Raw genomic sequence first — 13,987 nt, 5'->3', positions numbered from 1 at the left:
ACGGGGTTTAAAACCCCGTTTCCTTTTTTATTAGTTCACCATCTTTTTTACCAGATCAGCAGCTTCTTGGAGTGTAATTGCACTATAAACTTTAAGACCCGATTCATCAATCAATTTTTTCCCTTCTAATGCATTTGTCCCCTGTAGCCTAACAATAACAGGAACAGGAATATTACCTATCTCTTTGTAGGCATCCACTACACCCTGTGCAACCCTGTCGCAGCGTACTATGCCCCCAAAGATATTGATAAGTATGGCTTTAACGTTAGGATCTTTTAGTATTATTCTGAAACCTGCGGCAACGGTTTTTGCATTGGCTCCACCTCCAACATCTAGGAAGTTTGCTGGATCTCCTCCCGATAATTTTATGATATCCATTGTGGCCATTGCTAAACCTGCTCCGTTAACCATACAGCCCACATTCCCATCAAGCTTCACAAAGTTGAGGTTATGCTCTCCTGCCTCTACTTCTGCAGGATCTTCCTCGTAAACATCGCGATATTCAGCTAGGTCAGGATGACGGAATAAAGCATTGTCGTCGATGCTGCATTTTGCATCAGCAGCCATTATTTCGTCGTTCGAAGTTTTAACAACAGGGTTAATCTCAAGTAGCGAGAGGTCGTTTTTGATATAAGCGTTATAAAGCGACATGACGAATTTCACCATTTGCTGGTAAGCCTTGCCTGTTAACCCAAGATTAAAGGCTACTCTTCTTGCCTGGAATGGTTGAATTCCTATTGGGTGTATTTCTTCCTTGAATATTAGCTCAGGTGTCTCCGCTGCAACCGCTTCAATATCCATTCCGCCTTGGGGAGAATATACAATCATTGGCCTACCTGTAGACCTATTTAACAGGATGCTTAGGTAAAACTCCTTTATTTCTGAAGGACCAGGCTGGTATATGCCTTGTTCAATTAGTACTTTTCTTACTAACTTCCCTTGAGGGCCTGTCTGGTGGGTAACAAGGTTCATCCCTAGTATATTGCTAGCATAAGTTTCAACCTCTTCAATTGATTTTGCAATCTTTACACCACCTCCCTTGCCTCGGCCTCCTGCGTGTATTTGGGCTTTTACGGCAATCGTATCGGTACCTGTGATATTTATAATTTCTTGGGCTGCTTTAACTGCTTCTTCTTTTGTAAAGGCAACTAGGCCAGCGGGAACAGGAACTCCTGCCTGCCTTAGTATTTCTTTCGATTGATATTCGTGTAAATTCATAGGAATAGTATCTTTGTTTTGTGCAACTAAATTACAAAAAAAGGATTAATTATCTTTGTTAAATAATTTACACAAATGGTTAAAAATCGAAAACTTTTAAATGAGGAGCTAGGGCGAAAAACAGTTGCAGAATATAAGGCTGCGTCTAAAAATCCAGTTGTTGTTGTATTAGATAATGTTAGGAGTTTGAACAACGTGGGGTCAGTGTTTCGAACATCTGATGCTTTTCTCGTTGAAAAAATATATCTATGTGGTATAACGGGGAAACCACCGCATCCAGAGATTCATCGCTCAGCGCTTGGAGCTGAGAAGTCGGTTGATTGGGAGTACGCTGCTGATACAATTGATGTGATAGCTCGTCTTAAGAGTGAAGGATTTGTCGTAGTTTCTATTGAACAAGCAGAGCAGGCGATTCTACTAAATAAGTTTCAGCCTGAAAACGATAAAAAATATGCTTTAGTTTTTGGAAATGAGGTTAAAGGGGTTGCACAAAATGTGGTTGATGAGTCCGATTTATGTATAGAAATTCCTCAATTTGGCACAAAACACTCTTTCAATATTTCGGTTTCTGCTGGTATTGTTTTATGGGATTTATGTTTGAAATTATGCGATATGTGTTAATTTAGAATGAGTTTGTTGATAAAAAAAGGGCTGCTAAAACTGCAGCCCCTTTTTGTGTTAAATATCTTTTTTAGAATAGAGCCTTGAAAGCTTCGTTTTCAAAGTAGTTGCGGAATTCAACATCTTTCTTAGCACGCTCTTTTAGTGAAGCGTCTTTACCAAAGGCTGTACGTAGGTTATCGAGTACGGTTGCCTCTTCTGATAGACGAGCACCAATAATAGCGCGGCCATAGTATGCTTTAGCAGTTTCTACCTTGTTGAATGTATTCTTAGCAGCTTCAATTTTACCAGCCATTAACATTGCTAGGCCTTGGTTGAATGAGTCAGAACCAGCAAGGTATTCAGCAGCTGCAGGATATTGACCTTTAAGAATTGCTATAATTCCAAGGTTGTATTTAGCAGCAGCACCTGCATCGGCAGCATCAGCAAATAGTTTCTCTGCTTCATCAAAATTACCTTCCATTAAAGCTACGCAGCCACGGTTGTTGGTAACAGCAGCAAACTTCTTATCGGCAGGAATCTTATCAAGCATAGCTTTTGCGTTTGCAACATCTTTGTTAAGGATGTAGTAGTAAGCAGCATTGTTATAACCACGTGGGCAGTTGAACATTTCACCTGCTTTCTTGTAAACTTCAATTTTCTTGTTTACATCATCAACAAGTGTTGCAGCGTAAAGCATTTCCTCAACGTTTAGGCTGTCGTATGCGTTGTTCTCAACCATGTAACGAAGTGTGTCGTCGGAATAACCAATAACATCAACCTTAGCAATCATGCGAGCACGACGAAGTTCTGGAAGAATCTTCTCTGCTAATACTTTGTAAACTTTTGAAAGATTCTTGATCTCTTTTTCACGTACTTCAGGGTCTGAGTACATTGATAGAACGCGAATGATAAGCTCTTTATCTTCAATGTCAGAAGCTTGAACTGCTTTTTGGAAACCATCCCAGTCTTCAGCGGTAAACTCTAAGTTTGCTTCTACACCTTCAACTTTAGCTTTCTTGAATACTTTTTCTAAGTACTTGTTGGTGTTCTTACCACGATCTTGTGATAGCTTGTCGTTTAGCTTTTCAGGACCATCTGGAGAAGCGTAAGCCGAAATCTTAAGCTCTTTAATCTCTTTGTTCTTAGTTTTAGCGGCTTCAACAAGGAAATCATTTAACATTTTGATTTCTTCTTTTGTAAGCTCCGATTTACGGATGTCAGCCTTTTGAATAACAAAGTTGATTTGAGCTTCCTTTTCTTCAGGGATGATGCGTTGGAATTTGTCGCTCATCATAACAGGTTTTGGATCAAGGTCAACTAATTTGTAAGTTGCCATGGTTCCAATACCAACCTTTTGAGGAGCATCGAAAGGAATCTTCTTGTCTTTGTAAGTGATTTCAAAGCGAAGTTCAATTTCAGACTTGAACATTTCATCTTTGTAATCAAATTCAACCTCGTGCTTCCAGCTACCACCTGCTTCGTAGTTAATTACTTGGTTGTTGGCTTGAACGTCTTCACCTTGAAGAACTTTAGGTTCTAGTGGGAGTTCGCCACCTTCGTAAACAACTACAGGAGTGATTTCAACAATCGCTTTTTTGTTAAAATACTTTGGAGGAATTGTTCCCTCAAAAGTGGCTTTAACCTTGTTTGCATGTACTTCAACAGGATTTGGGGTAACTTTTAGAGAAAAACCTTCTGGTAATTCTTTCATTTTTTCAACCCCGCCACAGCCGGCAAGTAACAGTCCGGCTAAAGCAATAATCGATAGTTTTAAACCTTTCATTTTCATATTTTGAAGTTGGTTAGTTATTAATTCTGCTTAATATGTAAGCCTTAAAAGTAAAGACAAACATACTACTAATAATTCAAAAATCAAATAGATGTAACTAAAATAATCGTTTACATTATAATCTGATAAGGTTAACACCTTTATTGTACGATTCGTCAAAAATAGCTGATTTTAGTTTATCATAATCATTTTTATGTTCCACGAAGTCAATATTTGAGGTGTCTATTACTAAAAATGTATATTCTGGATGTTGTTTGAAAAAATCAAAATACCCTTGGGTGAGCTGGTTTAAATAGTCTGGAGATATGTCCTGTTCAAAATCGCGCCCCCTTTTTTTTATGTTTTTTAGAAGTCTTTCAACTGGTAAGTGGAGGTAAACGTACAAGTCGGGTTTGGGTAGTGAATTGTAAATAATTGAGAATAGCTGTTTGTAGAGATTTAGCTCATCACCCGACAAGGTGTTTTGCGCAAAGATTAACGACTTCATAAAATAATAGTCGGCAATTGTTAAGGAATGAAATAGGGAGGCCGATCTTAATTCGGTGTTTAGCTGGGTGTATCGTTCAGCAAGAAATGATAGTTCGAGAGGGAAACTATACCGTTCAGGGTTTTTGTAGAATTTAGGAAGAAAAGGATTGTCGGCAAATTGTTCTAGAATAAGTTTTGCATTTAGGTCTTTGGCAAGCATCTTGGCAAGGGTTGTTTTGCCTGCTCCTATATTTCCCTCAATTACAAGATAACGCATAAAAACTTTGTTTTGCTGCTAAGATAGTTTTTTTAGAAAATAAGAAAAAGAGGCTAAGCGTAAGCTCAACCTCTTCACTTGAGAAAATTATTTGGTTAGTATTTCATGTCCATGTTGTACATGATGAATGCGTAAATGTCGGTGTATTCATCAATCTGAATGCTAGTAGGTGTTCCAGCACCATGACCGGCTCTTGTTTGAATTCTTATAAGTGCAGGGTTTTTTGGCCTTGGGTTTTTTTCCTGCATGGTTGCAATGTATTTGAATGAGTGAGCCGGAACAACTCTATCGTCATGGTCGGCAGTTGTAACAAGTATAGCAGGATAATTTGTTTTAGGTTTGATGTTGTGTAATGGCGAATAGTTGTATAGGTTGAGGAATTGAATGGAGTCGTTGCTTGTACCGTAATCATTTGCCCATGCCCATCCGATGGTGAATTTATGATACCTTAGCATATCCATCACACCAACTTGAGGGATGGCTACTTTAAATAGGTCGGGACGTTGATTTGTAACGGCACCTATTAGTAAGCCTCCATTTGAGCCACCTTGAATAGCTAATTTTTTAGGTGAAGTGTACTTTTCCTTAATAAGGTATTCTGCTGCAGCAATGAAGTCGTCAAAAACGTTTTGTTTGTTTAGTTTAGTCCCAGCTCTATACCAGTTTTCTCCGTATTCGCCTCCACCACGGATGTTCGCTACTGCAAATATGCCTCCTTGTTCTAGCCAGAATAAGCGTGTAGTGCTGAAATAAGGGAGTAGGCTAATATTAAATCCTCCATAGCCATAAAGTAGGGTGGGGTTATTCCCGTCGAGCTCTATGCCTTTTTTGTGGACTATAAACATAGGAACTAGTGTTCCATCTTTGCTAGTATAAAAAACCTGTTTGGTTTCGTATTCGTCAAAGTTGAAGTTGATTTCTGGTCTGAAAAACTCTTCGGAAGTGTTGGTGTTTACGTTATATTTAACAATGATGGGAGGTACAGTAAAAGATGAGAATGAGTAGAATGCAATCGAATCATTTAGCTCTCCACTTATTGATGAGATTGTTCCAATAGAAGGAAGCTCAATGTCCGATACGTTGTTTCCATTTAAATCGTAAACCTCTGCTTGACTTTTTGCATCAACAATATAATTGGCTAATATCTTATTACCTACTATTGCACATCCCCTAAGCACGTCTTTCCTTTCTGGTAGGATATCGCGCCAGTTCCCAATGTCCATGCTGTTTACGTTAATCTTAATCAACTTATATTTTGGGGCTTTATAGTTTGTGAGAACAATCAGGTTGTCATCAATATGATCAATCACATTATACTCATATTCAAATCCTGTTGTGATTTTAGAGAAGTTTGCCTTAGGGTCTTGTAAATTCTTGATGTATAGTGAATTGCCATAAGTTGATTCCGATTCGTAGATGATTAAATATTTTTCATCTTCGGTGGTTTGTGCCGAGTAATTTCTAAGTGGGTATTGGCTATTTGAGAAAATAAGTTTATCGGACTCAACTGGTGTTCCAACTTTGTGGTAGTATACTTTGTGGTTTTTGTTGATATTTGAAAGTTCTGAACCCTCTTTAGGTTCATCGTAACGGCTATAGTAAAAGCCATTCTTTTTCCATGCAATAGATGAGAATTTCACCCAGCTGATTTCGTCGGGCAGAATTTTACCACTTGGAAGCTCCATTACCTTTATCTTTTGCCAGTCGGAACCTCCATCGTTTATGGCATATGCCAAGTACTTGCCATCTCTTGAGACGCTAACGTTAGATAGGGCAACTGTTCCGTCTTCGCTAAATGTGTTGGGGTCGAGTATTACTTTGGGTTCAGAGTTGAGGTCTTCCATCATGTAGAGTACACTCTGATTCTGAAGACCTTCCTTTTTAAAGAAGAAGTATCTGCCACCAGCCTTAAAAGGGGTTCCCATTGAGGTGTAGTTCCAAATTTCGGTTAGCCTTTGTTTTATTTTATTCCGAAATGGTATGGCGTTGAGGTATTTGAAGGTTACCTCATTCTGTTGCTTAACCCATTCTGCCACTTCTGGCGACTTGTCGTCTTCTAGCCAACGATACGGATCGGGTACTTTTACTCCGAAGTATTCATCAACAACATCAACCTTTTTGGTTTTTGGATAATCTACATTAGCAGTTTTGCACGACATCATGGCTAGTAGTGGAGTTGTGGATAGCAAGAATATGTAAATCTTTTTCATATTTGTTCATTTTATGGGAATACTAAAACAAAAATACAATAAAATTTGTGCATTGTGCATAATTTATGAAAAAATCTTAGAATGTGAAAAATAAAAATAGGCATCTGTATGCAGACGCCTATTTAATCGCTTTATGAAGAAAATATGAAAAACTCTATCTTCTCTTCTCTGGTTTGGGTAGAAGTACTTTTCTTGAAAGTTTTAGCTTTCCAGTTTTTTTATCAATCTCAATGAGTTTAACCTCTACAATGTCGCCCTCTTTAAGTACGTCCTCAACTTTTTCAAGTCGGCGCCATTCAATTTCAGAGATGTGAAGTAGCCCATCTTTGCCCGGGAGTATCTCAATAAACGCACCGAATGGCATGATTGATTTTACTTTACCCTTGTATACCTCTCCAACTTCTGGCACGGCAACAATTCCTTTAATCCACTTAACGGCAGCATCTCTGCTTTCAGCGCTGTCGGCAAAGACGCTTACGATGCCATGGTCGTTAATCTCTTCAATTGTGATCGTTGCTTGTGTTTCACGTTGGATTTCCTGGATGATTTTACCACCAGGACCAATAACTGCACCAATGCTTTCGCGAGGTATGTTGAACTGCTCGATTCGTGGTGCATGAGGTTTGAAGTCGGGGCGAGGTTCAGAAATGGTCTCCAGCATCACATTAAGGATATGCATGCGACCTTCGTGAGCTTGCTGTAAGGCTTTTGCTAACACCTCGTACGATAGCCCATCAACCTTAATGTCCATTTGGGTGGCTGTTATACCATCACGGGTTCCCGTTACCTTAAAGTCCATGTCGCCAAGGTGGTCTTCGTCACCTAGAATGTCTGAAAGAATGGCATAGCGATCTGAACCCTTTTCGGTAATAAGACCCATTGCAATACCAGAAACTGGTTTTTTTATTTTAACCCCTGCGTCCATGAGCGCAAGTGTGCCAGCGCAAACGGTTGCCATGGAGGATGAGCCATTTGATTCAAGAATATCGCTAACAACACGGATAGCGTATGGGTTTTCTGGTTCCTCGGGTATCATGTTTTTTAATGCGCGATGGGCCAGATTTCCGTGTCCAATTTCTCTTCGGCTCACGCCCCGTGATGGGCGAGCATCACCAGTTGAGAATGGAGGGAAGTTGTAGTGTAGGGTGAATTTCTCTGTGCCCTGCATTAGAACCTCGTCAATGATTTTCTCATCGAGCTTTGTTCCTAGTGTGACAGTGGTTAATGACTGTGTCTCACCGCGAGTGAATATTGCTGAGCCGTGCGCCATAGGTAGGTAATCAACCTCGCACCAAATAGGCCTTATCTCATTGGTTTTTCGTCCGTCGAGGCGAACACCTTCGTTAAGAATCATGTTGCGCATCGCTTTTTTCTCAACCTCATGGTAGTAGCGGTTAACCATCGCCTGTTTAGCTTCGCGCTCTTCTTCGGGTAATGTTTCAAGAAATTCCTGTTTAATGGCCTCGAATGCAGCCGAGCGCTCATGCTTAGGAAGCATAGATTTTGCTACCTGGTAAACTTTGTCATAACAAAACTCGTGAACCTTTTCCTTGAGTTCTTCGTCGTTAGTTTCGTGGCAATAAGTGCGCTTTTCAACACCTAGTTCCTTTGCAAGTTCCATTTGAGCCAAGCACATTGGCTTGATGGCTTCGTGAGCAAACTTGATTGCTTCAAGCATCTCGGCTTCTGAAACCTCCTTGAGTTCGCCTTCAACCATAAGTATATTGTCGTAGGTTGCGCCAACTATCATGTCGATGTCGGCACGCTCAACCTCCTCGAATGTAGGGTTGATTTTTAGCTGCCCATCAATTCGTGCTACTCTAACCTCCGAAATTGGCCCGTTGAAGGGAATGTCAGAAACGGCGAGTGCCGCTGAGGCGGCTAATCCCGCAAGAGCGTCGGGCATTATTTCCTTTTCCGCTGAAATTAGGTTGATTGTTACAAATGTTTCAGCATGATAATCATCGGGGAAAAGTGGGCGTAAAGCTCTATCAACCAAACGGGCTACAAGAATTTCGTAGTCCGATGGCCTCGATTCACGTTTGAGGAATCCTCCAGGGAATCGGCCACTGGCTGCAAATTTCTCTTTGTATTCCACGCTAAGTGGCATGAAATCAACATCTTCTTTTGCTTCCTGAGCGCTTACAACTGTAGCGAGAAGCATGGTTTTACCCATTGTCAGAACAACCGAACCATGGGCCTGCTTGGCTAACTTGCCAGTCTCAATGGTAATTGTACGACCATCGCCAAGTTCGATTGTTTTTTTTACTGCGTTGTACATACTTTGTGTTTAATGTAAATGATTTGTGTTGGTGTTAAATAATTAAACTCCAAAGGAATAAAAACCTTCGGAGGTTTCAAAATATAAGATTAAAAAAAGGCAATTTCAAGAATTGCCTTTTGATTTTTTTACTTTCTCAGATTTAATTCCTTAATAATCTTTCGATATCTTTCAATATCGTTGTCTTTTAGGTAATCCAATAATCTCCTGCGTTTACCCACCAACTTCAACAGAGCGCGTTGTGTCCCATAATCCTTGCGATGTACTTTCAAATGCTCTGTTAAATGGTTGATACGGTAGGAGAATAGCGCGATCTGGCTTTCTGGTGAACCAGTATCGGTATTGGACTTCCCGTACTTCTCAAAAATCTCTTTTTTTTGTTCGGCCGTCAAATAATTCATAACGCTGATAATTAGTGGGTAGATTAACTACTTAATTTGAGGTGCAAAGATAATACCTTTTTTTAAAATACATTATATAGCCCTAATATTTTTCCAACAGGATTTTATAGATGTGTAATATATCTGTTTAAAAATCAGTCTTTAAGGTGGTTTTTGGTTGGTAATAACTTTTATTTCTTAAACATCTCACTAAGAGCCAAATCAATAGATTTCGGGGAATAGTTAATAGTCGACTTTATTTTTTCGATATTAAGGGTTGTGTTAAGTGGTCGGGGGGCAGCTTGGGCAATCTGGCTTGATGTGGTTTCCTGTATTAACGATTCGTCTAATTGTAATGCTTTTGCAATCTTTCTAGCAAAGTTTGAAACTGTAGTTTCTTCATCGCCTGAAATGTGAAATATTCCTTTGGGCTTGTTTATGCATATTTGTCCAATAGCATCAGCCAAGTCACCTACGTAGGTTGGTTTTCTTATTTGATCGGTAGGAACTTTATAAGGTTTTCCCCTTTGAAGGTTGTCAATAACTCTACTAACAATATTTGGCCTTGATAGTTTGGTTTCGTAACCATAAACAAGGGATGTTCTTACAATTGTATGATTCTCTGTGGAGCGACAAATAATTTTTTCTGCTTCAAGTTTTGACTCCCCGTAATAGTTAATTGGGTTGGTTGTATCTTCCTCAGAGTAGTTTCCTTTTTCCCCATCAAATACAAAATCGGTAGATAAAAATACCAGATGAGCGTTGTAGTCGATACAAGCCGAAAGCAACCGTTTTGTAAGTTCAACATTTAATCTGTGGCATGCATATCTATCTACCTCACAAGCATCGGGGCTTGAGACGGCTGCGCAGTGAACAACAACATCGGGGTGTATTTCATCAATCATAAGGTTGACATCAGCAATAAGAAGATTTGAAGTGAATGTTGTTGCGATATCAATACTTAACTTTTTTAACGAAGTTGCATAAACTTCGATGCCGGATATTTTTGTAAGTGCTTTGGCTACGTTTTTACCTATAATTCCGTTTGCACCTGTAACTAAAACTTTCATTATGATAGTATTTTTTTTAAGTTTTCAATCTGCTCATTGGTCCCAAGTACGAAGAGCATGGTGTCGGGAGTGAGCTCGTAATTGGGTGGTGGGTTAAGAATATACTCGCCAAACGAAGTTTTAGCACCAAGAATGTTGGCGCCAGTTTTTTCTCGTATTCCAAGCTCTTGAATGGTTTTTCCACATGTGCTTTTCATCGATTCACAAGAGATTTCGAAAAGGCTTACCTCCCCAGTTCGTTTAAGCATTATGTTTTCAACAAATTCTAAGATGTCGGGTTGGATTACAAGTTTGGCCATTTTTTGTCCACCAACTTTGTCAGGAAGAATCACGTTGTCGGCTCCTGCTAGCTTTAGTTTTTTGTCGTTTGCAATTGCCGATGCACGACTAATTATTAAGAGGTCTGAGTTCATTTCCCTTGCCGTGATTACAACAAATAGGTTGTCGGCATCATTTGCTAGGGCCGTTATTAGTGCCTTTGCATGGTTAACACCAGCACGCCTTAACGTGTTGTCGTCGGTTGCATCGCCATCAACATATAAAATCTTTGGGTTTTCCTTGATATACTCAATCACTTTAGGCCTGTTTTCAATTACAACTACAGGTATGTTATGGGCTATGAGTTCATCAACTGCTTGAGAACCGTTACGGCCATATCCTACAACTATTACATGATTTCTGAGCTTTGCAATTTGTTTTTCCATGATGTACTTATTTGAGTAACGAGCTAAAATCCTGTCGGAGAAATATCGTGCTAAAAACGATGCTCCATATGCAAAAAACCCAATACTAATTACAATAAGAATGGTAGTAAATAGCATTCCCTCGGTGGAAAGCGGATGTACTTCTTTAAAACCAACAGTCCCTATGGTTATTATGGTCATGTATAGGGCCTCTACAAAAGTATATCCCTCTATTTGTGTGTAACCAAATATGCCAATTGAGATTATTAGGATGAGAATTGATATGGCGAAGATTAAAGAATGTTTCCCTTTGTGGTCCATAGTTACTAAAAAAAGTTGCGATAAAATTAAGGTAGTTTTCCTAAAATCCTAACACCTACTGGACAATAAATGCATTTTCGAGTATCGCAATAGTGATTTTTAAGGTGAATGAGTGCTTGGGATTCGTATGCATTGCTTGCTTTTATGTCTAGTGTGGAAAAGTTTTTAATAATTGAGTTGTTTTCTGCTGGCAGGGCTTGTAAAAGTTCTAGTGCTTTTTGCTCCAGGTTTTGCATGGATCTTTTTCGACCATAGGCAAACATGAAGGGAATAATTGAGTTGATGGTTATGGTTTTAATAGCTTCACTTCCAAGATGCTTTGGTTTTGTTATAGATTTTTCTCCAAAAATGTAATGCGTTTGCCAGTAATCGGAAACGTCAACCTTTAAGAGTTTTTCAATGTCTTTTAGTGAACCTACCTCCATGAGCTGCGCAAAAAGTCCTGATGAGCAATGAATAAGCTTTGCTAATAGTGCAATTCTTATAGTAGGGAATGAGGCTGGGCGCTGACGGAGAAATTTCCACAGGCTTCCCTCAATGGGAGAAAGGTTAAACTTTTTTCTTAGAAAGGTATACTCCTTTTTAAGGGCATCTACATATTCATCTGATTTGGCTTCCTTGAGAAGACCCGATTGTCCCAAAAGAAGGGCTTCGATCTGAAATATGCTATTCTTATGCTTGGCAAGAACTTTTAATGGGGTGATTTTTGCTAAGAGCTGAAAGGGCATAGCGTTATTTTTAAGACCAAAGGAGCGTGCAAACTCTTGGTAAAAAGCTTCCTCCCAACTACCGTGGCATTGATTGATGGATTCGTCAATGCGTTTAGTTTTATCCTCCAGCCTTTCGGCTAGCATTCTGTCGATAGTTGAACTAATAAGTAAGCTATCAATGTTTTTTATCTTTTCTGAACATGGTAACCAGCGTTTTGAATTTATTAAAGAATCAAAGTTTTTTGAAAGTTCTTTTGGGTAGGGTATGGCTAAAGTCTGAATTTTTTCCCCTTTTGAAGTTTCTGCAATTTTGTCGTTTTCAACGACTACGTGTAGAATAACATTGTTGTAAGCAGGATCGGTGTGGTGGTTGTGACGAAACCAATCCGATGACTTGATGTGAATCTCCACATTGCCGGCCCAAATGGTGTTGCCAATTCGAATTTTTGCATTAGTAAAATCTGGGCCCGAGTTTGTATTATGAAATCCTGGGTCAACAATTTCAATGGTTTCACCATCATGGGTTTTTAGCCCATTAAGAGTGAAGTGTTGGTAGCGCCATATAAAATGCAGCAACGACTCTTCCATTGTTTGTGCTTTACTTGTTTGATACACAAGTTATAAAAAAAATAAATATGGGTTTAGGTGAAGGCAAACGGAAAAAGTGATATTTTTGCATGCACAAACGGGGTGTGGCGCAGTTGGCTAGCGCGCTACGTTCGGGACGTAGAGGCCGGGAGTTCGAGTCTCCCCACCCCGACGTAAATCTAGGGTGGTCATCTAAGGCCACCCTTTTTTATTTGACAATAATGACTGCAGATTCTGAACGCATGGCTAAACTTGCTAACTTTAATTTTAATACTTTGCATTTTTCTTTGTTTTGTTAAAATGTTTTTTTAAATTTTTTATAATTTTATATAAATCGTTTAAATGTATAAAAGTGAGGAATTTAATTATTATGGTTATTATCCACCTGTCTTTGTATCAGGTTGCTTTTTCTCAGAATGATAGCTTCGTTTTTGATTCATTCCGGGTTACTGAACTCTATTTTACCGGACATCCATACCTGAAAAATGGTGTAAATTATATCGACTCAATACAAAGTGATATCTATTTAATTTGGCTTTCAATCAAAAATGATAAAAACCATACTCTTGAATTAAGAGCATACAATTCCTTAGATACAAGTTCAGATAAGAAATTCAATACTTTACTTTTTTGTGTTGTAAAGTTTGAGGATTTGGATAGTTTGAGAAATTGTGTCTTATTTAAGGCTTTTCCAGAAGAGTCTTTCAAAAATTATGGAAAAGGAACAATAATGAGTGCGTTTTTCGAAAATAAAGCTAATTTCTTGCTTTTGGAAATGTTCGATAAGAATTATAAGAATGAAGACTTATGGGCAGTTTTTTTGACAGTTTTTTATAATCTCCTTCCTAATGGCAAATTGCAAACCATTCAGTTAGTAGGCAAAAGTTCAATATTAAACCATGAATTGATGGGGGAGCATTAAGTTACGCATAGGAGGCATAGAAGTATGGCTTTAAAATTGTGCAGTTGAGCATTGCATTAATTAATTTTTGATATTAGGGAAATCATAGAATTATGTTAGTAATATGTTTTATGGCCTCAGTTTAAATTGTTGAATGAAAACTAAAACCTGACACATTTGTCTTATTAAAAAAAAACTTTTTTATCTCATTAGAGTTTGATGAAATTTAGAATATCAATGATATAATCTTAATTGCTTTAATTCTGTGTGTAAGAATGAATTGCTCATTTATTGATAGTAAAATTTTGTGTAAACTATTATATAGGTATTATAATAATAGATGTATAACAAAATCTGCAGGGAAACAAACATTTGGGTGCTTATGCCCCCCCGACTAGGAGTCTGTAATACTGACTCCTTTTTTTGTTCTGTTTGATTTTTGTGTTGATATTTTTCGTAACATTACATTACAAAAATGGTTACAAACT

11 protein-coding genes and 1 tRNA gene are annotated in these 13,987 nt (G+C 38.6%); 3 read left to right on the top strand and 9 right to left on the bottom strand.

Going from position 1 to position 13,987, the window contains the following annotated elements; translation table 11 throughout:
• Positions 1-30: 30 nt before the first annotated feature.
• Positions 31-1,218 (bottom strand): ADP-forming succinate--CoA ligase subunit beta, encoded by a 1,188-nt coding sequence (gene sucC, locus FHG85_RS10395; RefSeq protein WP_173075596.1) that lies wholly within the window; start codon positions 1,216-1,218, stop codon positions 31-33.
• Between the two features lie 75 nt (positions 1,219-1,293).
• On the opposite strand from sucC, the gene FHG85_RS10390 reads away from it, so the two are divergent.
• Positions 1,294-1,839 (top strand): RNA methyltransferase, encoded by a 546-nt coding sequence (locus FHG85_RS10390; protein ID WP_173075593.1) that lies wholly within the window; start codon positions 1,294-1,296, stop codon positions 1,837-1,839.
• Between the two features lie 70 nt (positions 1,840-1,909).
• Here FHG85_RS10390 and FHG85_RS10385 read toward each other — a convergent pair whose 3' ends face one another.
• The 8 genes from FHG85_RS10385 to FHG85_RS10350 all read right to left on the bottom strand — a co-directional run bounded on the left by FHG85_RS10385 (position 1,910) and on the right by FHG85_RS10350 (position 12,598).
• Entirely contained in the window at positions 1,910-3,610 is a 1,701-nt protein-coding gene (locus tag FHG85_RS10385; RefSeq protein WP_220429201.1) for a TPR end-of-group domain-containing protein, read from the bottom strand.
• 115 nt (positions 3,611-3,725) lie between these two features.
• On the bottom strand, positions 3,726-4,355 hold the full coding sequence (locus FHG85_RS10380; protein ID WP_173075589.1) for a deoxynucleoside kinase: 630 nt from the start codon (positions 4,353-4,355) through the stop codon (positions 3,726-3,728).
• Between the two features lie 95 nt (positions 4,356-4,450).
• Positions 4,451-6,565, bottom strand: coding sequence for a prolyl oligopeptidase family serine peptidase (locus FHG85_RS10375; protein WP_173075587.1), 2,115 nt, complete (start codon positions 6,563-6,565; stop codon positions 4,451-4,453).
• 154 nt (positions 6,566-6,719) lie between these two features.
• Entirely contained in the window at positions 6,720-8,846 is a 2,127-nt protein-coding gene (pnp, locus tag FHG85_RS10370) for a polyribonucleotide nucleotidyltransferase (RefSeq protein ID WP_173075585.1), read from the bottom strand.
• A 128-nt stretch (positions 8,847-8,974) separates the two neighbouring features.
• Entirely contained in the window at positions 8,975-9,247 is a 273-nt protein-coding gene (gene rpsO / locus FHG85_RS10365) for a 30S ribosomal protein S15 (protein WP_173075582.1), read from the bottom strand.
• Positions 9,248-9,417: 170 nt separating this feature from the next.
• The gene (locus tag FHG85_RS10360) at positions 9,418-10,296 is read right to left on the bottom strand and encodes an SDR family oxidoreductase (protein ID WP_173075580.1); all 879 of its coding nucleotides are present in this window, start codon (positions 10,294-10,296) and stop codon (positions 9,418-9,420) included.
• The gene (locus FHG85_RS10355) at positions 10,296-11,300 is read right to left on the bottom strand and encodes a potassium channel family protein (RefSeq protein WP_173075578.1); all 1,005 of its coding nucleotides are present in this window, start codon (positions 11,298-11,300) and stop codon (positions 10,296-10,298) included. The genes FHG85_RS10360 and FHG85_RS10355 overlap by 1 nt, the downstream gene beginning before the upstream one ends.
• A 26-nt stretch (positions 11,301-11,326) precedes the next feature.
• Positions 11,327-12,598: a DUF2851 family protein gene (locus FHG85_RS10350; protein ID WP_173075576.1), complete on the bottom strand. Its 1,272-nt coding sequence runs from the start codon at positions 12,596-12,598 to the stop codon at positions 11,327-11,329.
• Positions 12,599-12,696: 98 nt separating this feature from the next.
• Between FHG85_RS10350 and FHG85_RS10345 the strand changes: the two genes are divergently transcribed.
• Together FHG85_RS10345 and FHG85_RS10340 are read left to right on the top strand one after the other, a co-directional pair.
• Positions 12,697-12,770, top strand: a tRNA-Pro gene (locus tag FHG85_RS10345).
• Positions 12,771-12,950: 180 nt separating this feature from the next.
• Entirely contained in the window at positions 12,951-13,520 is a 570-nt protein-coding gene (locus FHG85_RS10340) for a hypothetical protein (protein ID WP_173075574.1), read from the top strand.
• Positions 13,521-13,987: the final 467 nt, after the last annotated feature.

It is taken from the genome of Tenuifilum thalassicum (assembly GCF_013265555.1).
GTDB lineage: Bacteria > Bacteroidota > Bacteroidia > Bacteroidales > Tenuifilaceae > Tenuifilum > Tenuifilum thalassicum.
The sequence above is the reverse complement of the archived record's forward strand: the minus strand, read 5'-3'. Positions and strand labels throughout refer to the sequence as shown.